This is a genomic window from Microbispora rosea (genome assembly GCF_044460045.1).
Classification (GTDB): Bacteria; Actinomycetota; Actinomycetes; order Streptosporangiales; family Streptosporangiaceae; genus Microbispora; species Microbispora rosea.
This window is the reverse complement of record NZ_JBITJO010000001.1, coordinates 803708-825313: the sequence shown is the minus strand read 5'-3', so window position 1 is coordinate 825313 and position 21606 is coordinate 803708. Positions and strand designations below refer to the sequence as shown.

21 protein-coding genes and 1 tRNA gene are annotated in these 21606 nt (G+C 69.7%); 9 read left to right on the top strand and 13 right to left on the bottom strand.

The window, feature by feature from the left end:
• Positions 1-35 precede the first annotated feature (35 nt).
• Complete coding sequence (locus tag ACIBK1_RS03965; RefSeq protein WP_051762873.1) at positions 36-938, top strand: alpha/beta fold hydrolase; 903 nt, start codon at positions 36-38, stop codon at positions 936-938.
• Positions 939-961: 23 nt separating this feature from the next.
• Here ACIBK1_RS03965 and ACIBK1_RS03960 read toward each other — a convergent pair whose 3' ends face one another.
• Both ACIBK1_RS03960 and ACIBK1_RS03955 read right to left on the bottom strand, forming a co-directional pair.
• Positions 962-1255, bottom strand: a complete 294-nt coding sequence (locus tag ACIBK1_RS03960) for a hypothetical protein (RefSeq protein ID WP_156081272.1) — start codon at positions 1253-1255, stop codon at positions 962-964.
• Positions 1256-1631: 376 nt separating this feature from the next.
• On the bottom strand, positions 1632-2558 hold the full coding sequence (locus ACIBK1_RS03955; protein WP_396732114.1) for a hypothetical protein: 927 nt from the start codon (positions 2556-2558) through the stop codon (positions 1632-1634).
• Between the two features lie 1122 nt (positions 2559-3680).
• Between ACIBK1_RS03955 and ACIBK1_RS03950 the strand changes: the two genes are divergently transcribed.
• Complete coding sequence (locus ACIBK1_RS03950; RefSeq protein ID WP_357314037.1) at positions 3681-3905, top strand: tyrosine-type recombinase/integrase; 225 nt, start codon at positions 3681-3683, stop codon at positions 3903-3905.
• A gap of 59 nt (positions 3906-3964) precedes the next feature.
• On the opposite strand, the gene ACIBK1_RS03945 is transcribed toward ACIBK1_RS03950, so the two are convergent.
• Together ACIBK1_RS03945 and ACIBK1_RS03940 are read right to left on the bottom strand one after the other, a co-directional pair.
• Positions 3965-4054 (bottom strand) — tRNA-Ser (locus ACIBK1_RS03945).
• A gap of 180 nt (positions 4055-4234) precedes the next feature.
• Positions 4235-4798 (bottom strand): YceI family protein, encoded by a 564-nt coding sequence (locus tag ACIBK1_RS03940; RefSeq protein WP_030512449.1) that lies wholly within the window; start codon positions 4796-4798, stop codon positions 4235-4237.
• Between the two features lie 98 nt (positions 4799-4896).
• On the opposite strand from ACIBK1_RS03940, the gene ACIBK1_RS03935 reads away from it, so the two are divergent.
• Both ACIBK1_RS03935 and ACIBK1_RS03930 read left to right on the top strand, forming a co-directional pair.
• The gene (locus ACIBK1_RS03935; RefSeq protein WP_030512448.1) at positions 4897-5394 is read left to right on the top strand and encodes a MarR family winged helix-turn-helix transcriptional regulator; all 498 of its coding nucleotides are present in this window, start codon (positions 4897-4899) and stop codon (positions 5392-5394) included.
• A 137-nt stretch (positions 5395-5531) separates the two neighbouring features.
• Complete coding sequence (locus tag ACIBK1_RS03930; RefSeq protein ID WP_396732110.1) at positions 5532-6536, top strand: thermonuclease family protein; 1005 nt, start codon at positions 5532-5534, stop codon at positions 6534-6536.
• A 6-nt stretch (positions 6537-6542) separates the two neighbouring features.
• Here ACIBK1_RS03930 and ACIBK1_RS03925 read toward each other — a convergent pair whose 3' ends face one another.
• Entirely contained in the window at positions 6543-7043 is a 501-nt protein-coding gene (locus ACIBK1_RS03925; protein ID WP_030512446.1) for a SigE family RNA polymerase sigma factor, read from the bottom strand.
• A gap of 274 nt (positions 7044-7317) precedes the next feature.
• On the opposite strand from ACIBK1_RS03925, the gene ACIBK1_RS03920 reads away from it, so the two are divergent.
• Both ACIBK1_RS03920 and ACIBK1_RS03915 read left to right on the top strand, forming a co-directional pair.
• Positions 7318-8298, top strand: coding sequence for a hypothetical protein (locus ACIBK1_RS03920; protein WP_396732107.1), 981 nt, complete (start codon positions 7318-7320; stop codon positions 8296-8298).
• A gap of 3 nt (positions 8299-8301) precedes the next feature.
• Positions 8302-9132 (top strand): MauE/DoxX family redox-associated membrane protein, encoded by an 831-nt coding sequence (locus ACIBK1_RS03915; RefSeq protein WP_030512444.1) that lies wholly within the window; start codon positions 8302-8304, stop codon positions 9130-9132.
• A gap of 105 nt (positions 9133-9237) precedes the next feature.
• Here the strand turns inward: ACIBK1_RS03915 and ACIBK1_RS03910 are convergent, their stop codons facing one another.
• From ACIBK1_RS03910 to ACIBK1_RS03900, 3 genes are all read right to left on the bottom strand, one after another.
• Positions 9238-10419: an ATP-binding protein gene (locus ACIBK1_RS03910; RefSeq protein WP_357123710.1), complete on the bottom strand. Its 1182-nt coding sequence runs from the start codon at positions 10417-10419 to the stop codon at positions 9238-9240.
• Positions 10420-10809: 390 nt separating this feature from the next.
• Positions 10810-11796, bottom strand: a complete 987-nt coding sequence (locus ACIBK1_RS03905; protein WP_396732103.1) for an ankyrin repeat domain-containing protein — start codon at positions 11794-11796, stop codon at positions 10810-10812.
• 105 nt (positions 11797-11901) lie between these two features.
• A complete protein-coding gene (locus ACIBK1_RS03900; RefSeq protein ID WP_396732100.1) occupies positions 11902-12780 on the bottom strand; it encodes an oxidoreductase in 879 nt (292 codons plus the stop codon).
• Positions 12781-12862: 82 nt separating this feature from the next.
• On the opposite strand from ACIBK1_RS03900, the gene ACIBK1_RS03895 reads away from it, so the two are divergent.
• Entirely contained in the window at positions 12863-13528 is a 666-nt protein-coding gene (locus ACIBK1_RS03895) for a DNA-binding response regulator (protein ID WP_396732097.1), read from the top strand.
• A 75-nt stretch (positions 13529-13603) separates the two neighbouring features.
• Positions 13604-14656 carry a protein kinase gene (locus tag ACIBK1_RS03890; RefSeq protein ID WP_030512439.1) on the top strand — a complete coding sequence of 351 codons (1053 nt, stop codon included), beginning with the start codon at positions 13604-13606 and terminating at the stop codon, positions 14654-14656.
• Positions 14657-14707: 51 nt separating this feature from the next.
• Here the strand turns inward: ACIBK1_RS03890 and ACIBK1_RS03885 are convergent, their stop codons facing one another.
• The 4 genes from ACIBK1_RS03885 to ACIBK1_RS03870 all read right to left on the bottom strand — a co-directional run bounded on the left by ACIBK1_RS03885 (position 14708) and on the right by ACIBK1_RS03870 (position 18079).
• A complete protein-coding gene (locus ACIBK1_RS03885) occupies positions 14708-15049 on the bottom strand; it encodes a hypothetical protein (RefSeq protein WP_396732094.1) in 342 nt (113 codons plus the stop codon).
• Positions 15046-16614, bottom strand: a complete 1569-nt coding sequence (locus ACIBK1_RS03880; RefSeq protein ID WP_156081270.1) for a radical SAM protein — start codon at positions 16612-16614, stop codon at positions 15046-15048. Before ACIBK1_RS03880 ends, ACIBK1_RS03885 begins: the two co-directional genes overlap by 4 nt.
• Positions 16611-16904, bottom strand: a complete 294-nt coding sequence (locus tag ACIBK1_RS03875) for a hypothetical protein (protein WP_396732090.1) — start codon at positions 16902-16904, stop codon at positions 16611-16613. The genes ACIBK1_RS03880 and ACIBK1_RS03875 overlap by 4 nt, the downstream gene beginning before the upstream one ends.
• A gap of 341 nt (positions 16905-17245) precedes the next feature.
• Positions 17246-18079 (bottom strand): prolipoprotein diacylglyceryl transferase, encoded by an 834-nt coding sequence (locus tag ACIBK1_RS03870; RefSeq protein WP_396732088.1) that lies wholly within the window; start codon positions 18077-18079, stop codon positions 17246-17248.
• A gap of 176 nt (positions 18080-18255) precedes the next feature.
• Between ACIBK1_RS03870 and ACIBK1_RS03865 the strand changes: the two genes are divergently transcribed.
• Positions 18256-19086, top strand: a complete 831-nt coding sequence (locus ACIBK1_RS03865) for a M15 family metallopeptidase (RefSeq protein ID WP_396732086.1) — start codon at positions 18256-18258, stop codon at positions 19084-19086.
• Between the two features lie 763 nt (positions 19087-19849).
• On the opposite strand, the gene ACIBK1_RS03860 is transcribed toward ACIBK1_RS03865, so the two are convergent.
• A complete protein-coding gene (locus ACIBK1_RS03860) occupies positions 19850-21472 on the bottom strand; it encodes a cellulose-binding domain-containing protein (RefSeq protein WP_396732085.1) in 1623 nt (540 codons plus the stop codon).
• Between the last annotated feature and the right edge of the window lie 134 nt (positions 21473-21606).

The following is a 21606-nucleotide window of genomic DNA, read 5'->3' as shown; positions in this document are numbered from 1 at the left end:
GAGAGTCGGTTCGCAGCCACCCAAAGGACTCCACAATGACCATCCAGGAACGGCCGCAGGCGGCAGAGCTCACCACCAGCTTCGTCACCTCTGACGACGGCACCCGTATCGCTTTCCACACCATCGGGCACGGACCCGGTGTTGTCCTGCTGCACGGCTCCATGGAGACGGCCAGGAATCACGTGACCATGGCCGAAGAGCTGGCCGACGCGTTCACCGTCCACCTGCCCGACCGCCGCGGCCGCGGCCAGAGCGGACCGTACGGGGACGACTACAGCGTGCGGAAGGAAGTGGAAGACCTCGACGCGGTTCTGAACGAGACGGGTGCCCACTACGTCTTCGGCGTCAGTGCAAGCGGCGTCGCCGTGCTCCAGGCGGCACGCACGCTACCGGCGATTCACAAGGTCGCCGTATACGAACCGGCACTTCTTCTGGAGGACATCCCTCAGTTGACCGGATGGATCGACCGCTTCGACCGGGAGATGGCCGAAGGCAAGGTGGCAGCCGCACTAGTGACCAGCATGCTCGGACTTCGACTTGGGCCGCCGATCATGAACGTCATGCCGCGGGGGCTGCTGACCTGGCTGACCGGCCTGCTGACGAAGAGCGAGGACAAGAATGCCAAGCCAGGCGATGCGACCATGCGCATGCTCGCCCCGACTCTGCACTACGAAGGCGTGCTGATGGCCGAGCTGGCCGACACCCTGGACCGTTTCGCCGACGTACAGGCTGAAGTACTCCTGCTCGGCGGAAGTAAAGGACTCCCCTTCCTCAAGCCCGCGCTGTCCGGTCTGGAGAAGACCATTCCCCACGTCGAACGGATCGAGTTCCCCGGACTCGACCATGACGCGTCAGGAGATGTGAGCAAGCGCAATCCCGCCGGCCGTCCGGAGATCGTGGCGGCCGAACTGCGGCGTTTCTTCACGGCGGCCGCCTAAGGGCCAAGGCCTCGGGACGACAATCATCTTGTCGACCGCTCCGGCTTCGCTGCCTTCGGAAGGAGTAGAGGGGAGGTGTGGCGGCCGGCTTCCTGTCCGCCGACCATGCCGGTATGGGCGTCCTCTTCGACCAGATCCGGGCCGTCCCCGGTGTCTCCATCGCCGTCTACGACGGCGGTCCGTTCCTCTTCTACATCGGCCAGCTCGCGCTCGTCGTCCAGCTCGCCGTCGTCCGCCGCGTCAAGGTCTGGACGCCCTTCCTGGTCCTGCTCGACCTCCTCCTCCCGTTCATCTCTTCGCTGCCGTTGGGCGATCATCCCCCTGAGGGCGCGCAAAGCGTGATCGGCACGCGGTATGCCCCCATGTGCCCACCGCGCCACCGTAGAGATCAAATAGGCCCCCGTCCGGTCGTCCCGAGCGGGGGCCTATTTCCTGCTCAGCTGGCGGAGGCTCGGGGATTTGAACCCCGGATGGGCTTAAGACCCAAACCCATTAGCAGCTCGGGAGGTCGGCGTTCAGGACAGTCCGACCTGGACCAACGCCCCTAACTGGTCTTCCTGGAACGCGCTGGTGCGGCGGTGAACTGCAACCCAAACTGCAACCCGAGCGGGCTCCCGGCCACCTACGGACCCTGCTCTTGCCCCTACTGATGAGGAACCTGCGGGTATCGCCCGAGGCACGGCTCACCAGCCGTCACTGCCAGGCCCGCTCCACGGCCAGCACGCGTGCGGCCTCCGTCTCGGTCGCGTCCCGGACCGTCAGCACTTCGCCGTCGTCGTTGAGCACGGTCACGATCGCGGAGACCAGCACCTCGTCGCGGGAGCCGTCCTCACTCTCGATCCGCCGGTCGACGCCGAGGACGGCGGGTTCGTTCTCCCTCACCGGCCGCCAGAGCCGGGCCCGGCAGGTCGCGCCGGTGTTGGCCCTCAAGGGGCTCCGAGGATCTTCCGCGTGCCGCCTGAGGATCGTGAAGGTGGGCGCACCCTCGGGATTGAGCTGCCTGGCAATCCGGGCACGGGTCCTCCTGAGGGCGGCGGCCTCCCAGTCCTCGTCGGAGTCGTCGGCCGTGTCGGGCTCTGGCAGGTCGGGCTGACGGCGCAGGGCCGGCCAGTCTGTGGCGGGAACGTACCCGGACGGCCGAGGCGCCGCCGTCGTCCTCTCCGGCCGGGCGTGCAGGACGGGGTCGAAGACGTCCCGGATCGGCCAGAACCGCAGCAGCACATGCTCGGTCTGCGGATCCTCATAGAACTCGTGGCCTCTGCCCCAGACGGACGGGACCCGGTAGGTGCGCAGGCCGTACAGGAAGTACGACGGCCCCAGCAGCAGCCGGTCGGGCCACGCCTCGCTTCCCACACTGACGATTCCCGAACCGGTGAGGTAGGCGTTCTCCCAGGTCAGCACCCAAGGAGCGTCAGCCGCCGGTGGTTCGGCGTCCCAGATCTCCACGCGTACATCAGCTTTACCGTGAGTGATGTCGCATTCGATGTTCAGGTGGTTCGACACCCTCAGGTGTGGGTGGGAGATCGCGGAATCGTCCAGATGCGGCCCAGAGTCCCCGATATAGAAGTGTCCGTACTCGACGTCGTCCTCATAGTTGATCCTCCGCAGCACCTCTGCCACCGGTGTCCTCCTGACGAGTGCACGCCCATAGGAGGACCGACAGTAAACCTCAGGACCGACAGACCTGAGACTCTCGGGACCGGAGCATAACTACCAACGGCCCGGACCCGGTTCAAGACGTAGGGGGCTGGGTTGGAGTACCTGCAGAGAGCCGCCTCAGAGATCATTCCGCGCACTTTCCGGATCAGGGAAGACGGCATCTCTCCTGCTGGCTCATACCTCGGCTTGGAGCTGGACCGCAACAACGCTGCTCGGTGACCCGTGCTGAGGAACGAAGCACGGATCGTCGATCGCCCCCAACAATCTACGGCGACCGGCCATGCAGTGGCGATCGTAGGGCTGCATCTGGCGGAGGCGCGGCAACCCCAGTCGGAGCGTCCGGTTTAGTACGGCGAGGCCGGCGTGCGGTGCCCGGCCCGGTGTCCCGCCGCCGTCCGGGACCGGCCCCCAGGCCGCATGCCCGGACGGCGAGCGGGCGGAGGGCCGGGGGTGCGGCGGCGCGCCGCGCCGCCGCTTGAGCCGCTGACGCGGAACGAAGCACGCAAGATCCTGGAGGCGGCCAAATCGCGCCGGAACGCGGCCCGCTGGTCGGTGGCTCTTGCCCTCGGCACCGCCAGGGCGAAGCGCTCGGCCTCCGATGGTCCTTCGTCGACCTCGAAACCGGCGTGATCAAAGCCTGGTACCAGGCACAGCGATCACCGTGGAAGCACGGCTGCGACGACCCGCACGTGTGCGGCAAGGAGTGGCACCGCTGGCCGTGCAAACCGCGGTGCAAAGTCCACAAGCACGACCCCGGCTGTCCACAGGACTGCAAGAAGCGCGGCCACGTCTGCCCGACACGGACATGCGCGAAGGACTGCACCGGCCACGCGGACCGCTGCCCCAACCGCACAGGGGGCGGCATTGTCTTTCGGCAACGCAAAGGCCGGAGTCGGCTGACGCTCCAGTGTCCGCCTGAGCTGCTTCCGATCCTCCGTGAGCACAAGAAGCGCCAGACGTCGAACGCGCGGAGGCCGGTGAGCTCTGGGAGGATCACGACCTGCTCTTCCCAACCCGCCGTGGCCGGCCGATGGAGCGCAGCGAGGACTACAAGATCTGGAAGGCGCTCCTGCGCAGGCCGGGGTGAGGGAAGCCCGGCTGCACGACGCCCGCCACACGGCCGGGACGCTCCTCGTCGAGCAAGGCGTCCACATCCGGGTCGCGCAAGAGATCCTTGGGCACGCCCGCGTCTCGACGACAGAGCGTTACACCCACGTGGCCAGTCTCCAGGTGTGGGGTGCGAGCGAGCGCATGGGCGCGGCTCTCTGGGGAGACGACGACCAATTGCAACTCGAATTGCAAGCCTGACGGGTCTGGAGATCAAAAAGCCCCTCTCGCCGAAGACCGGCGAGAGGGGCTTTGAACTGCGGAGGCTCGGGGATTTGAACCCCGGATGGGCTTAAGACCCAAACCGCATTAGCAGTGCGGCGCCATAGACCTGACTAGGCGAAGCCTCCTGGTAGCGCGTTGCTCAGCACAGCGTACCGGCGATCGTCCAAGGCGGCAAAGCGGATTGCCGAGCGTCCTACTGGATCACTTCGGGGATCCCGTTTGGATCGATGCACAGCCCTTGTCCACAGGATGTGGATAAGGGCTGTGCACACAGTGTGGATAACCCGCCTCAGCGTCGGCACGGGCTACGCCTGACGGACGGCCTCGCCCTCGATCTCGATCTTGACCTTCTTGCCGACGAGGACGCCGCCGGTCTCCAGAGCCTGGTTCCAGGTCAGACCGTACTCCTCGCGGTCGATCTCGGTCTCCGCGCTGAACCCGAAGATCTCCTGACCCCACGGGTTGGTGGCGGCGCCGTTGAACTCGACCTTGAGCGCGACCCTCTTGGTCACGTCACGGACCGTGAGGTCGCCGACGAGCGTGAACTCGTTGCCCGACAGGTTGCTCACCCGCTGGCTGCGGAAGGTGATCTCCGGGAACTTGTCGGCGCTCAGGAAGTCGTCGCTCCGCAGGTGGCCGTCGCGGTCGGCGGCGCCGGTCTCGATCGTGCCCGCCTTGATGACGACGTCCACGCTCGACTCGAGCGGGTTCTCGGCGATGACGATCTTGCCCTCGAAGTCGGCGAAGTGGCCGCGGACCTTGCTGACCATCATGTGCTTGACGACGAAACCGACGCGCGTGTGGGCCTTGTCCAGCGCGAACTCGCCGGCCGTCGGGACCTTCAGGCCCTCCCACTCACGGATGCTCATGGCTGCTCCCCAGATTGTTGCTGTGCGGATGTCTCACTAAGCAAATGTCTACCCGAGAAATATTCCTCACGTCAACTATCGTGCCGTAGACTTGAACCATGGACCCATTCGACGACCCCCGGCTCACGGCGATGGGCCTGTTCGCGGAGGTCTACACCGGGCTGTCGAGCAAGACCAGCCCGACACTGGCCGCCGCAGGACTCTCCGAGGTCGACTTCGAGACCCTGATCCGTCTTGCCCGCTCTCCCGAACGACGGCTGCGGATGAGCGACCTCGCCGCCCAGACCTCGTTGTCCACGAGCGGGATCACCCGCGTGGTCGACCGTCTGGAACGCGACGGGCTCGTCGAACGGCATGCCTGCGCCAGCGACCGCCGCGCCTCCTACGCCGTGCTGAGCGAGGCGGGGGCGGAACGCCTGCGTGCGGTGCTCCCCCAGCACATCAAGGACATCGAGACCTGGTTCACCGGACTGCTGACCGAAAATCAGCTCGTCGATTTCCTGGAGGCGCTGCGGATGATCCGCGACGTCGTACGGCCCTGCGCGACCGCCGGCGTGCGGGAGGTGAGCAGGGCACCGAGGGCCAAGACAGGCTGATACGCACCGGAACGTGATTCCTGGGAACTGACCGGACGGGGTGGCGTAAACGATCGATTTCTGGTGGACTCCATAATCCAGGAAACGGCTCCCCGACAGCCGACGCAGCCCCCCGTACCCGAGCCCATGGAGCATCCGTGCGTTTCCCCTCGCACGCACTCGCCGTCCTCGCGGCCGCGGCCCTCGCGGTTCCCGTCGCGGCTTCCACCTCCGCATTCGCCGCGGCCGCGGCCTCCCCGAGCCCGAGCCCGACGCCCGCTCAGACACAGACGCAGACGGCCGCCGCGACGAGCCCTAGCCCGCAGCCGGTGGTCACCGTCACCAAGACGGTCACCCCCAAGCCCACCCCCCAGACGACCAAGACCACGACGACGAAGACGACCCGGCCGAAGTCCGTGCCGAAGGACACCGTCCAGGTCACCGTCAAGAAGGTCGTGGACGGCGACACCGCCGATGTCGTCACCGAGAGCGGCAGGACCGTACGGATCGGCCTGCTGGAGGCGGACGCTCCCGGCAAGGGCGCCTGCTGGTCCGAGGAGGCGTTCGCCCGGCTGATGACCCTGCTCCCGCCGGGCAAGCCCGCGTACGTCCGGGCCGCCGAGCAGGTGCCCGAGAAGGGACGCATCCTTATCTATCTGTGGTCGTCCACGGGCGTCTACGTCAACGGCGACATGGTCAGGATCGGCCTCGCCCAGGCCGTGAACTCCTTCCCGGAGCACAGCTACACCGAGTGGCAGTACTGGGAGCAGGTCCGTGCCCAGACGGACAAGCAGGGGCTGTGGTCGGGTTGCTGGGCGGCCGACACCTACGACAAGCGTTCGGGTGTCCAGGTCCCGTCGGGGACCGGCGGCGACGCCCTGACTCCGGCGCCGATCGAGCCGGCGGACGCGTCCCCGGCCCCGCCCGGCACGACGTACTCCCCCGAGCCCATCCCGCAGGGCAACACCACCGGATCGGTCGCGGTCAGCCCCTCTCCGACTCCCAGCCCCAGCCCGAGCCCCAGCCCCGGCGGCTCGACCGACACCAGGTACAGCACCTGTGAAGAGGCGATCGCCGCGGGACACGGCCCGTACTACCGCGGGACCGACCCCGAGTACGACTGGTACATCGACGCCGACAGCGACGGCGTGGTCTGCGAATGATGACGGTCAGTTGACCCTCCTGCGAGCGTCGGGCACGACCAGGTCGCCGCGCAGCTTGGCCATGCCGCGCGAGACCGAGCTCTTGACCGTGCCCACGCTGATCCCGAGGGTCCTGGCGATCTCGGGCTCAGTCATGTCCTCGTAGTAGCGCAGCACGATCGCCGTGCGCTGCCGTACGGGGAGACGGTCGAGCGCCTGCTCCAGCTCGTCGTACCGGTGCCGCGCGTCCTGCTGCACCGGTACGTCGGGAAGCTCCTCGGAGGGGTATTCCTCCAGCTTGCGCCGCCGCCACCAGGAAATGTTGATGTTCACCATCGCCCGCCGCACGTAGCCGTCGAGCGACGACCGGTCGCGGATGCGGTCCCATGCGAGATACGTACGCGCGAGGGCGGTCTGCAGGAGGTCCTCGGCATCGCAGGGGTTGCCGGTCAACTGGTTGGCCACGCGGAGCAGTGCCGCCCCACGAGACTGGACGTACGTGCGAAACTCCTCATGGTTCACGATCAGGGATCACCAACCCGGCCAGAGAGGCATCTCGTGCCAGAATCGCAGCCGCGCCCCTGGATCCGGCTGAACCGAAATCCAGGTTTCGCACCTACCTGGGCAAAGAGCGGGCAAGCCGGTGGCGGCCGGTCGCCCATGCCGTACGTCCTGTCGGGCGATGGTTTGCCCGAAACAGGTGGCAACGCCTTGCACCGGGAGGAGGAATATTGATCCCGGACGCCACCATCGCCCGGAAAACCGCCTCTCCATCCCCGTCCGGCATGTGAGGCTGGAGAGCGTGGAAGGGGCGATGCACCACCGGGCCGGAGAACGCAGGCGGAAGCTGGCGGCGGCGGTTCTCGGCCGCGACCCCCGGCCCGCGCCGCGGTCGCCGGAGGAGACCGAGCCGTTCGACGTGGTCAGCGGCGAGCTGCTCGACGTGAGCCCGCACCTGATCATCCTTGAGACCGCCGACGGCGAGCAGCGACGCCTGGTGATCGCGCCGTGGGCGACCGCGTGGCGCGGGGGCACCGTGGCGCCCGCCGACCTGCCGGCCGGGGCCCGGATCGTCGTCCGGGCGCTGCGCGGCGGCACGGTCGCCGAGCACATCTGGGCCGACATCACCCGGATCACCGGCGTCATCCGGGAGGTCGGCGGCCGGCGCGACCTCACCGTCGAGCTCGATTGCGGCCCCCATCGCCGGGAACGCTCCATCGTCGTGCCCTACCGATCGTCCGGGCGGATCCGGGTGCGGCACCCCAAGCTGGAGCCGGGCTACCTGTTCGACGCGATCGGGCTGCTCGACCAGGGCACGTCGCTCGCGCATCTCCCCGCGACCTCGCAGCCGCCCTACCGGGCCACGGCCGTGCCCCCGTCTCAGGTGACGTACGGCGGAAGCGAGACGGGCATCTCGGGCACGGCGGTCTGGGCGGACCTCACCGACCTCCCGGGTTTCGCGGAGGCGGGCGTCACGGAGGGCGTCGCCTATCCCATGCTCGAACGCGAGGAGACCGGCTGCGGCGACGCGGGCGTCTCCTGCGCCGGCCTGCCCTATCTCGCGCTGGGCTCGCTGCTGCGCGTACGCAATGTGTGCGACGGCCGGGCGGACACACTGCCGATCGTCGCGTGCGGATGCCTCGCGGGGCGGTTCTGCGACCGATGCCTGGAATGCGGCACGTCCCCGCGCGGCAGGATCGTGGAACTGACCGCGTCCTCGTACGTCGCGCTGGGTGGAGACTTGACCAAGGGCTGCTTCAATGCCCGCGTCGGATTGGGGTGACCGGTGCTTTCGACCATCGCGGCTGCCGCGCTGCCGATCCTCGTGGTGACGCTTGCGCTGGGCGGCGTCGCCAAGCTGGCCACGGTCGGGCGCGAGGCGTCGCCGGGCGCGCTGGCCCGGCTCGGCCCGGCGGTGCTCATGCCGGAACGCTTCGCCAAGGCCGCCATGATCGCCTGTGCCCTGGTGGAGTTCGCACTGGCGGCCGTTCTGCTGGTCGTGGACCACCCGGTCGCCCGGTGGCTGCCGGCCGCGTTCTTCGCCGTGGCGACGTACGTGCTGTGGGATCTGCGCAGGCGGCGGCCGGACGTGGGGTGCGGCTGCTTCGGAGACGTGAGCGACACCCCGGTCGGGCTGCGCTCGATCGGCCGGGCCGCGGCGCTGACCGCGATGGCGGCCCTCGTCGGGGCCGAGGGCCTCACGGGACTGCCCCAGGTCACCGTGGAGATCGCCCCCTGGATCGGCGGAGGGGTCGCCCTGCTGCTCGCCTGCTCCCCTGAGGTCGACGGGTTCGTCTCCCGTCTGCGTCACCGGGCGCCGTGCGAGCAGCGGCCGATGCCGCCCGGGCGGGCGCTGTCGCGGCTGCGGGCCAGCGCGGCGTGGCGGGCTCAGGCCGGGTCGCTGCTGGCGGACGAGCCGTCCGACATGTGGCGCGAACTGTGCTGGCGTTTCTTCGTCTTCCCCGCCCAGGGCGATGCGGAGGTCGTGTTCGCCGTGCATCTCCGCGGGCGGCGTCCCGCCGTACGGGCCGTCGTGGTCGGCGCGGACGGCCAGGTGGTCGCGCCCGACGACCGCGGCGATGCCTCTCTGCGGGAATCTACGCCTGTATCGGCCTGACGCTATACATGCGTAGATTCCCACATCGAGGTCTTTCACTTCAGCTCTCTACGGCTCTCTAGCTTCCCCTCTAGAAAGCCGTAGAGAGGTCGATGGGCGCGCCGCTCAGAGCGGCTGCGCGCGGAGGAACCTCCCGAAATGCGGAACGGTGAACCCGATCACGCCGCGCTCGGCGCTGTAGATCAGGCCTTTCTTGATGAGACTGTCGCGGGCCGGGGACAGGCTCGACGGCTTGCGGCCCAGCGTCTCCGCCACCTCGGCGGTCGGCACCGGGTCGTCCCCGAGCTGGGCCATGGCGTGCATGTAGTCCCGCTCGGCGGGGGTGGCCCGCTCATATCGGCTGCCGAAGAAGCCCACCGCGAGCTCCTCCTCGGCCTCCGGGGCGGACACCTTGATGTCGTCGGCCGTGATCGGGCTGCGCGGGGCGAGATCCCAGGCGACCTTGCCGTACGCCTGGACGAAGTAGGGGTAGCCGTCGGCCGCCTCGTACAACGCGTCGAGCGCGTCGGGGGTGAACTCGACGTCCTCGCGGGCGGCCGGGGCGATGAGCGCGAGGTCGGCGGCGTCCCGGTCGAGCCGGTCGATGCGCGCGTACCGGAACAGCCGCTCGGAGTAGCTCTTGCTCGCCGACAGCACGCTCGGCAGATGGGGCAGGCCGGCGCCGACGACGATCAGCGGGCCGCCGTTCTGCGACAGCTCGTGGCAGGCCGCACACAGTGCCGAGACGTCGGGCGCCTGCACGTCCTGCATCTCGTCGATGAACAGCGCGATGCCGACGCCGAGGTCCGTCGCCACGCCCGCGGCGTCGACGAACAGCTCGGTCAGGTCGATCTCCAGGTCGCCGGAGTCGGCCCGGCCGCGCGCGGCGGGCACGTCGATGCCGGGCGACCAGTGCGAGGTGCCCTTCGCCGCGGCGGGGTCGCGCATCGCGAACGCCTTGAGCACGCCGAGGAACTCCTCGATGCGCTCGGGGGCGCGGTGCCGGGGAGCGAGCTCCCTGATGGCCATGTGCAGCGCGGCGGCCACCGGGCGGCGGATCGACTGGTCGGGCCTTGCCTCGATCTTGCCGGTGCCCCACAGCCGCTGCATGGCCATGGACTTGAACGTGTTGAGCAGGACGGTCTTACCCACGCCGCGCAGGCCGGTGAGGACCATGCTCCGTTCCGGGCGGCCCCGGGCCACCCGCTCCAGCACGATCTCGAACTGCTGCAGCTCGCGGTCGCGTCCGGCGAGTTCCGGGGGGCGCTGGCCGGCGCCGGGGGCGTAGGGATTGCGCACGGGGTCCACGCTCTCGGACTTTATGACGGGATATAGCGGCCGTCGTAGATTTCCGTAGAGAGCGCTACGGCGTGTCGCCCGGCGCGGCCGCGGCACGCACGGCCCGGCGACGGACGGAGCCTGAACCGGGACGACCGGGACGACGACGGGCGGAGCCGGGGAGGGCACGACCGGATCGAAGACCACGGGTGCGGCGACGGCCGGCACGAGAGTGTCGGACACCGTGAGCACAGCCATCACACACCCCTTACCTGCCGGGACTCGACCGAACCCGTGTTCGATCCGATGGGCATGACTGTAGCGCGTCATCGAACACCTGCGCGAGCTTTCCGCGAAAGCTCCGTCAAACGCCGTCGTTCAGCGACGCCTCCACGGGGGTTTCGTGGCCCGGGCGGCCGGTCAGCTCCAGTAGTCGCGTTCGGGGAGCCTCACCCACATGTCGGGCTCCCCGGCGATCGGTGCGGCGTCGTCCAGCCGCAGGCCCGCTCCGGCACAGCAGTACGCCATGGCGTTGCCCTGATAGAGGTACTCGATGAGGATCTCGCCGGCCGGTTGCTCCGGATAGGGACTGCCACCGCCGGGGTGGGTGTCCCAGTCCACGATCTCACCGTCCCGGGTGACGCTTCCCTGGTTGCCGCTCTTGGGGTTGGCGAACATGGCGTAACAGACGGTGCCGGCCGACAGGAGCTTCGTGACGCCGGGCATGTACGGCCCGTATCCCCACGGCTGGCTGACGACGCAGCCGCCCGGCACGTCCGTGACGCCGACGACTCCAAGGCTCTCGTCCATGTGGGACCAGGGATCTTCTGCGATCTCCTCGACCTCGGCGGCGTCGGCCGGGACCGCCTCCAGACGGCGCACCGCTTCCGCCGCACTGATCCCGGCGACACAGGCCAGCCCCATCCCGTCGTCATAGGAATCCCCCACAGCGGCGATCAGATGCCGGGCTTCGGCCACGGCAGCGGCCTCGGCACCGGACAGACCGGGCCGACCGGGCCGACCGGGCCGACCGGCGTGATCATCGAACAGGTCAGGGGCCGGCGTGGCCAGGCTGAGCCGCCCGGGCGACCACCCGTTCATCATCGGCCGCCACGGGTCGGCCCCGGCCTGCACCAGGACCCGGACGTTGTCCGGACGGTTGGCGAAGACGGCCGCCCACAACGCCGTACGGCCCTCGTGCTCGGCGTCGACGTCGTCGACCCGGGCGGCCAGTTCCGCCACCACGTCGGGAGAGCCGCATTCGGCGGCCGCATGCAACGGCCGTCTGTGAAAGAACCCACCGATATTGGGATCGGCGCCCGCGTCGAGCCGGGCCCGGATCAGCCTGAGGTTCTTCCAGGAGTCCCAGCCGATGCCGGACCAGTCTGCTTCGTGGGCGACAGCCATGACGCTCCCTCGGTGAGTAAGTACGCCGATCATGGCGTGGCCCACCGACAGTTTCGCCGGCTCTGCGCGGCGAGCCGTCGACGAGGCAGATGCGGGTGATCGAAGCTAGTCCTGTTCCAGGGCGGCGAGGTCCTCCGCGGTCAGCCGGATCCGTCCCGCCCCCATGTTCTCCTCCAGGTGGTCGAGGGAGCCCGTACCGGGGATCGCGAGCGACACGGGCGAGGCCGCCAGCAGCCACGCGAGCGCGATCTGCGCCGCGGTGGCGCCGTGGCGCTCCATGACCGGCGTCAGGCGGGTCCGGTCGATGGGCCGCAGCCCGCCGCCGAGCGGAAAGAAGGGCACGAAGGCGATGCCGTCCTTCTCGCACCGCGCCAGGAGCTCGGTGTCGCCCCGATCCTGCACGTGGAAGCTGTTCTGCACGGCGGCCACAGGGGCGATCGCCAGCGCCTCGTCCAGATGGACGGCGGTGACGTTGCTGATGCCCAGGTGCCGGATCAGCCCCTCCTCACGCAGCTCGGCCAGGACCGCGAACCTGTCCGAAAGCGATTCGCCGCCCGGCGGGTTCAGGCCACCGATCCTCAGATACACGAGGTCGAGCCGCTCCACGCCGAGAGTGCGCAGGTTGTCCTCCACCAGCCCGCGCAGCTCGGCCGGACCGGCCTGGCTGCTCGGCACCCCGTTCTCGTCGAGCAGGGGCCCGACCTTGGTCGCGATCACCAGCTCGTCCGCGTACGGCGCGAGCGCCCGGCGGATCAGGTCGTTGGCCGCCACGCCTCCTCTCCTGTAGAACCAGGCCGTGTCGATGTGGTCCACGCCGAGCTCGACGGCGCGGCGCAGCACGGCGACGCCCGTCTCCGGGTCGCGGACCGCACCCTGGAAGGTGCCGGTCGGCAGCCGCATGGCCCCGAAACCGAGCCGGTGAACGGGAAGGTCGCCGCCGAGGAGGAACGTGCCGCCGAGCGCGGCGTTCGTGTTCGTCGTCATACCCGTCAGCCTCGTGCAGCCGAGGACGACGGCCAACGCGGTGGCAGCAAGCTGCCACGTCCGGCGGGGTCATAATGAATGGGTGACAGCCGACAAGGTCATGACAGTCCGCGGCGACGCGGAGCTCGTGGCCCGTGCCGGTCATCTGTTCACCGGTGCCCGGCACGAGTTCGTGTGCGCGGCCCGCGACCTCGACACGTGGTCGCAGCCCGACGCGCGGCAGTCCGTGGCCCGGCGGCTGCCGAGGCACGGCGCCTCCGGCCTGGCCGTCAAGAAGCTGTTCACCCCCGTCGCCCTCGCCGACGAGGCCGCGCGGGCGCACCTGCGCGAGGTCGTGGCCAACGGCGTCGAGGTGCGCATCAGCTCCACACCGCTGCCGCACGAGACGATCGTCATCGACCGGCGCGTGATGATCCTCGCCGAACGGGACGGGCCCGGCCTGCGCGAGTACACCGTGACCACCTCGCCCACGCTGGTGAACGGCGTGTACTCCCTCTTCGCGGCCGCCTGGGACGCCGCGACCGAGCTGACCGCCTACCTGCGCGGCGACGCGCCGCACCTCGACGACGACAGCCGCGCCGTCCTGCGCGCGCTCGGCGCGGGCTACACCGACGAGACCGCGGCGCGGCATCTCGGGCTGTCGTTGCGTACGTACCGCAGGCGCGTCGCGGAGCTCATGGAAGCGCTGGAAGCCGATTCACGCTTCCAGGCGGGGCTACGCGCGGGCGAACTCGGGCTCACGGGCTAGCGGCGCCCCCGCCTCTCCCGGTCGCCGGCAGTGCGACGATCAGTGCCAGGGAGCCGATGGGAATGGGGGCCGCCGATGGCGCATGCGGAGCAGCGGCGCCTGGCACGTGTCGACGCCTACGCGAAGGTGTCCACCGCGCTTGCCCTGATGAGCGACCGCCGGCTTGCCGCGCTCGTACGGGAAGCCACCCCGCTGGGCACCGGCATCGGCGGAACGTCGGCCCTCCTGGACGTCGAAGGCGTGCGGATCTTCGTCAAGCGGATCCCCCTGACCGACCTGGAACTTCGCCCCGGCAACCGCATGTCCACGCGGAACGTGTTCGGGCTGCCGGGCTTCTACCAGTACGGCGTGGGGTCGGCGGGGTTCGGGGCCTGGCGTGAACTGGCCGTCCATCAGATGACCACCAACTGGGTCCTGGCAGGTGAGTTCGCCGGTTTTCCGTTGGCGTACCACTGGCGGGTGCTGCCTGCCCCGGCCCCTCCTATCGGACTGTTCTCGGAGTTCGGCGGTCTGGAGGGCGCCGTGGCGCACTGGGGCGGCGCACCAGCCGTCCGGAGACGCCTGAAGGCGCTCGAACGCTCCACCATGAGCATCGCCGTCTTCCTTGAGCACATTCCGCGGACCTTGGGCTCCTGGCTCGCCGACACGGAGGTCTCGGCGTTTCCGCAGGTGGAGAGGGAACTGGCCGAGGGGGTCGCATTCATGAGGAGCCGACACCTGATCCACTTCGACGTGCACTTCCGCAACGTTCTCACGGACGGAGACCACCTGTACTTCTCCGACTTCGGTCTCGCGCTCAGCTCCCGTTTCGAGCTCTCCGCCTCGGAATCGGACTTCCACGTCACGCATCGGGACTACGACCACGACTACGCCATGGCCCACTTGGTGAACCAGCACCTCGCCGCGCGGGTTGGCGGTGGCGCGGATCGGCGGCGCTTCGTCCGGGACTGGGCCGACGGCGACAGGCGATCCGGCGTCGCCGGATCGGCCGCCGTGATCCTTGACAGGCATGCGGCAACGGCAGCGGCGATGGACGATTTCCACCGGCGCCTCTGCGAGAGCAAGCAGGCGCGCTATCCGGCGGACGAGTTCGGCCGCATTCGGTGCGGGGCCGCTCCCGACACCTGATGAGGCGCTTGCGCCACGTCCTGGTGTTAGCGGCCCCCGTCGCCGGAACGCCTACCGCAGCAGCGGGAGCACGAGGGCCGCCGCGGCGACCAGGGTGAGCAGCCCCAGGTAGGCGAGGACGAGCCGGGTGTCCCTGAGATAGCACTTGCTCCTGGTCAGCCCCGCGCGGCGGGCCCGCCAGTATCCGGCGAATCCCAGGGCCGCGAACCCGAGCACGGCCCACGCCCCGAACAGCCAGGCGAGCAGCGCCACCGTCGCGTAGACGCACAGCTTCAGCGGGTCGTACGGCTTGGCCTGCCCGCCGTCGGACGCCTGGGCCGTCTCGGCGGCGCGCGCCTGCTCGTACGCGACGCCGGTCGGCCGGTCGCCGGGCTCCCCGCGCGGGAGGGTCATGTGATCTCCAGCAGCGGGAGCCGTACGCCGGCGTCGGCCGCGGCGACGGCGGACAGGCGTTGCCGCGCGAGCGCCGGCCAGGCCTGGACCGCGCAGAACGGCGCGCACTGGTCCTGGTCGGAACGGGTGCCGACGTGGACGCAGCACTGCACCAGGCGCTCCTCCAGCATCGTGGACATGTCCATGAAGGGCTTGATCGTGATGCGTACGACCCGTTCGCCCAGCAGCCGCCTCAGCCGCCGCCTGCGACCGGGCAGGGCCGAGGACGCGAGCGTCAGCAGGGTCGTCAGCCCGAGGTCGCAGTTCTCGCAGATGTCGCGCCAGACCTTGCCGATCTCGGGGTGCGACAGCGACGACTGCTCCGACAGCAGGCCGAGCAGCGACTCCTGCACGGCCATGCGGAGCTGGTGAGGGATCTCCGAGTCGGCGATGCGGTTGGAGACGAGCCCGAGGTTCTCCTTGAGGCGGTCGTGCCCGATCAGCGCGGTCAGCGAACGCCACCGATCGGCGTCATCCTTGATCATGTAGCCGACCGAGCAGCAGTGCGGATGCGAGCAGGGCAGGGCGGTCAGGTCGCGCCAGGTGACCAGGCCGTCCGTCTGCGGGCCCAGGCGCTTGAGCACCCCGGTATGGGTGAGCCGGTCCATCGGGTCGATCGCACCGGACCGCCCCGAGCCGAACTGCGGCTGGATCGAGACCCCGCCGACGTACGGAGTGTCGAGGGCCAGGCGCACCACGTCGCCGATCTCGCCGTCGTTCACACCCAGGGCGGCCGTCATGACCAGCGTCGTGAAGATCTCCCGCTCCGACAGCCGCCGCAGCGCCTCCGCCTTGAGCCGCCGCAGGTCACCACCCCTGTGGTGCCGGGACGCCTCGGCCGACACGCCGTCGTACTGCAGGTAGACCTCGACGCGCTCGCGGTGCTCGGTGAGCAGGTCGAGCAGGGCGTCGTCCCTGGCCACCAGGAGTCCGTTGGTGTTGATCAGGATGCGGGTGACGGGCCGGGCGGTCAGTTCGGCGAGCAACTCGGGCAGATCGGGGTGGAGGGTCGGCTCGCCGCCGCTGAGCATGAGCACGTCGAGACGGCCGTTCTCGCGGGCCAGGCGCTGGTCCACGTTGGCGAGCACCTCCCGGACCGGCACGATCCCCCGCAGGTCGGGCGAGGAGTCGGTGAAGCAGGTCGGGCAGCGCAGGTTGCACGCCTCCGCCACGTCCTCCAGCAGGATGCACGTGTGCTGGGTCTGCATCTCCGGCAGCCCCCGCAGGTAGGCCTCCGGGACGGGGTCGAAGTTTCCCGCGACGTCGGGCAGATGCGCCTTGGTGGGGGCGGTCCACTCCTCCAGGTAGGCGAGGATCTCCGGGTCCTCGTCGTAGAGGGTCCTGACCATGCCGTGGGTGCGGCAGCCGCGCTCCAGGTAGACCCGGCCGTCGCGGGCCGCGAGCCAGCCGGACAGGCGCGGCACCTCCGCCAGCGGACGGTCCGGCCGCTCGTCGTGGCAGCGTGGGCAGAACGCGTTGACGTAGCGGAGGATGCGGTCTCCCCGCAGGGGCATCCCGGTGGTCACAGGGCACCGTCCGTGTAAAGCGAGGGGTTGACGCCGGTGCAGAAGCCGGCGGTGAAAATCGTCATGAGCGCCCAGCCGATCATCAGGCCCATCCCGAGCCCCCGCGACCAGGGCTTGCGGAGGAGGAGCAGCAGCGTTCCGCCGCCGAACGCGATCAGGGCGAGGATCACGGATCCGCCGATGAGCGCGACGTTCTTGTAATCGCTCGCGACACCGTCCGCCGCCGCGAGGGTCGCGAAGAAGAGCACGAAATTGACGACCACGTAGGCCACGATCCCCGCGATCGTCATCGCGATGACCACTCCGGTCGTGTTCGGGGCCGGGGGCGGCGGCCACGCGCGCGGCGGCCCGCCCGGGCCGGAGGGGCCGTACGGCCCGCCGGGACCGGGACCATACGACCCACCCGGGCCCTGCGGCCCGTAAGGCGGCGGGCCAGACGGACCGTGAGGCGGCGAACCGGCCGGACCGTGGGGCGCCTGAGGCGCGTGAGACGGCGGACCGGTCGGACCGTGAGACGGCGGCGGACCGGAGGGGCCGGGCGGACCGCCGGGAGGCGGCGGCACGGGCGGCCGACCGGGAGGATCGCCCGGCTGCGGGTCGCGCGGCTGCTCGGGCGGCTCGGGGGGTGTACTCATCTCTCCTCCTCGCCCGCGGGCGACAGCAGGGCGGCCGGTAACAGCGGTCGCCGCTCGCCCCGGCGGGGGAGCAGCCGATCGTAGAAACCCTTGCGATATCCGATCCCGAGACGGACGCCGAGGAGCATCAGCCCCGGGACGAGAAACCACTGCGGGCGGGTCAGGTCGAGCCAGACCGTCTCGTTCGCCCGGGTGAACTCGACGAGGAACCGGAAGACGGCGTACGCGCCCAGATAGAGGGTGAACAGCTCGCCCGGCCTGTCGACCCGGCTCCGCGCCCACAGCAACGCGCCGAAGGCGGCGAGCTGGAAGACGGTCTCGTACAGGTATGACGGGTGCATGGCCTGCCCGGACACGCAGCCGGGGCATTCCGGAACGGTGGCGGGCGCGTGGACGCCCCAGGGAAGGCTCGTGGGACGGCCGGGCGCCTCGGTGAGGAAGCAGCCGATGCGGCCGACGGCCATGCCGAGCGCGACGGCGGGCGCGAACAGGTCGCCGGTCCGCTCCCGGTAGCCGATCAGCCGTTTCGCCACCAGCACCCCGACGTATGCGCCGGTCAGGCCGCCGAGGATGCTCCGCGCGCCGAACATCCACGCCTCGACGAGGCCGGGATTGAGCGCGGGGTCGAGATGCTCGGCCCAGCCGGACAGCCGCATGCCCAGCGCCCCGCCGACCAGCGCGCCGGTGACGGCGACGAGCGACTCCTCCCGTAACGCTCCCCGGCGCCGCGCCTCCAGGACGAACACCACGCTCGCGAGGATCACGCCGAGACCCACGAAAAACGCGTGGGTCGGCACGCTCACCCCGCCGAAACGTAGTTGCTCAAGCACGACGCCACCCTAGCGGCGGGCCACGACGATTCCGATCGTCAATTCGTACGGCTTACAGCCCCTTCATACGGCGATTCCGGCCAACCGCCCCCGGGGCTTCGTCCACAGGAGTCCCGTTGTCCACAGGAGCGGGCGCGACCGCCCGCGCATGCCTCGGCCACGGGTAACCTGCGCCTATGACCTCCTTGTGGAACCGCAGGTCAGCGATAGTGATGGCGGCCCTCGTCGGGATGACCGGCTGCGCCGGGGTCGGCGACGCCGGCGCGTCCGCCGCCGCCCGGACCCGGGTGCCCGCGCCCGCCGCGGCGTCGTCGGCACCGGGCTCGTCCACGCCTGCCGCTCCCTCCTCTATGCCGGCCTCCTCCCCGTCCGTCACCCCGTCCTCCGTGCCGGTCTCGCCTGCGCCCGGCGAGGGGCCCACGCCGAGCCCGAGCGGACCGCCGCCCTTCTCCGCCAAGATCGAGAAGGTGTCCCGCGACGACGTCCGGCACTCCTGGCGTCCGGGCTGCCCGGTTCCGCTGAGCGGGCTGCGGAAGATCAACATGACCTACTGGGGATTCGACGACCAGGCGCACACCGGCACCCTCGTGATCAACAAGAAGGTGGCCGAAGACGTGGCCTCCGTCTTCGGGAAGCTCTACGAGATGCGCTACCCCATCCGCCGGATGGAGCCCGTCGACGTCTACAAGGGCAGCGACTACGACTCCATCGACGCCGACAACACCTCGGCCTTCAACTGCCGCAACGCCACCGGCTCCGGCAGCTGGTCCAACCACGCGTACGGGCTGGCGGTGGACCTCAACCCGCGGGAGAACCCGTACGTCTACGCGAACGGCTCACACGCCCACCGCAACGCGGACGCGTTCGTGGACCGGCCGCTCAAGAAGCCCGGCGTGATCAACAGCGGAGACCGCGTGGTGCGGGCCTTCGCGCAGATCGGCTGGGGCTGGGGCGGCTCGTGGTCCGGCGCCAAGGACTACCAGCACTTCTCCGAGAACGGCCGCTGAAACCAGGGCCCTCGCGGTGTCACCGAAACAGCTCAGGGAAACAGCCCTCTCCTCTGCCGATACCTTCCCCGGCGGGTCTTCCTCCTTGGTGGCCCGCTTTCTGCTCTGGATCGTCGAGCCCGCCGCCCCTCTTGTGCTTGCGTCCTTCCCTCCCGTCCCTGCACGTAAGGTGATCTCATCCCGACAAGCGGTGTAGAGAGGGCGCCCGAGGCGTGGCCAAACCGGCGGGAGTACGAGGCGGTAGACGGGAGGTCCGTACGCGTGATGCACGACCGGCATCCTGAATAGTCCCCGTCGGACCTCTCCTCCCGGGAATCCACCAAAGGCGGCTTGAAGACGTAAGCGAGTCCGTAACAGCAGGGAGCCAGTGCGGTGACCACGAACGTTCACCGGGCTTGCCGAAGCCGTTGACAGTGCCCTGGGGCACCAGCGCGTCCCTGAGTGCCCTGGATGTGCCCTCGGCGGACGGCTGAGGGCCGTTGCCCCAGTTCAGTCGGTGCGAGTGCTGGGTATTTGCGGACTACCAGCACTTCTCCGAGAACGGCCGCTGAGATCGGGGCCGATCGCTCGATCGGCTGTGTGTGAGGCGCCTGCGCAGAGGCTGTGGAAGCCGGGATGCACCCGCGCCCGATCCGCGGACGGCCCCACCGCCCGGCATGCCCCGGCCCACCGCGTACGGCACGGTGAGCGGGATCGCCCCGGCGGCGGCCCTGGGAGAGGTCGGTCCGCCGGGGGGGCGCTTGCCGGGCGACGAGACGACCGGTTACGGCGTGACCTGCCTGCCGCCGAAGGTGACGACGAGGTGGCCGTCCGAGGCGTAGGACCAGCCGAGGGCGCCGGTGTAGGAGGAACACCGGGATCCGTTCGAGCCCGACCAGAACTGGTTGGAGCTGTCCGCGTTCCCGACGATCTTGTCGTTGGACCCGCTGCCGCTGCGGCAGGAGGTGTTGCCGCGGAACACCGAGGTGCCGGTGTCGAAGGAGAAGTTGCGCTCGGCGTTGTCGATGCCGACGTTGTCCGAGATCGACATCGTGCCCGGGTTGCTGTTGTAGGTGAACCCGTGGTGGCCGTTGCGATAGGCGATGCTGCGCCGGACCACGTGGTTGACGGAGATCTTGTCGCCGCCGAGCTTGTAGCCGTTGCGGTCGCCGTCCCCGGCCTGGCTGCCGTCGGTGAGTGTGCCGTTGTTGTACGACAGGGAGTCCTCGATGGTGACCGGCCCGATGGCTCCCGTGTCCGTCTTGGTGTAGAGGTCCCAGCCGTCGTCGATGTTGTTGTGGGACACGTCGTAGCGGAAGACGTTGCCCGTGCCGGTGGTGAGCTTGGCGGCGAAGCCGTCGGCGTCCTCGCCGTCGGCGTCCGCGTTGTCGTGCGACTCGGAGCTGAGGATGAGGTTGTTGGACGGCCACTGGTCGCGGGGGGTGTCGGAGGCGATCCGCCCGAGCTGCAGCCCGGTGTCGCGGTTGTAGCGGGTGATCGTGCGCTCGATGACGTTGTTGCTGCCGCCGACGTAGATTCCGTTGTCGCCGGCCCGCTCGACGACGACGCCGTACACGCGCCAGTAGGAGCCGTTCACGGTGAGCCCGCGGTTCGACGAGGACTCGCTCTGTGCCGAGAAGTTCAGCACCGGAGTCTCACCGGGGTAGGCGGACAGGGTCTTGCGGGCGTTCGAGGTGCCGTTGTTGCCCTGCGCGATGGTCACCGTCTGCGCGAAGTTGTATCGCCCGCCCCGCAGGTAGATCGTCCCGCCGGGGGCGACGCGGCTTATCGCAGCGGCGAGGGTCGTCGGGTCCGACTGCGTCCCCGCCGCACCGTCCCTGCCGTTCGGCGACACGTACAGCGCACCGTTCGACGGTGTGGTCGTGGGCGACGGCGAAGGTGAGGGTGAGCGCGTGGGTGAGGGTGAGGGCGAAGGTGAGGGTGAGCGCGTGGGCGAGGCTGCGGGCGATGGGGTGGGGGACGGGGTGGTGGTGGAGCCGGTGCAGGTGACGCCGTTGAGGGTGAACGAGGCGGGCGTGGGGTTGGACCCCGACCAGCTGCCGTTGAAGCCGATGGACACCGACGCATCGGTGGCGATGGCGGCGTTGTAGTCCACGTTGGTGGCCGTGACGTTCTGCCCGCTCTGGCTGAAGGTGGCCGACCACCCGGTGTCCACCTTCTGGCCGCTGTCGGGGAAGGTGAACCCGAGAGACCAGCCGTTGATCGCGCTGCCCAGATTCTGGATCGTGACGGCGGCGGTGAACCCGCCCGGCCAGTCGTTGGTCGTGTAGGTCACCGCACACCCGGTGGCGGCCTGCGCCGTGGGGGCGGTGGCCACACCGGCCAGGGCGGCGACCGCCGCGAGGGCGCCGATCACCCCGGCGCCCGTTTTGGTGCTGCTTGTCACAACCGAGCTCCTTGCAGGTCGCGCAGGGCCCCTGACCGAGGAATGACTCCCGACCCCACAAGGGATTTCGTGCACCTGAACCACATACATCCACAGGAACACCGCGCAACAACGTACGATCCCGCCGAACACCG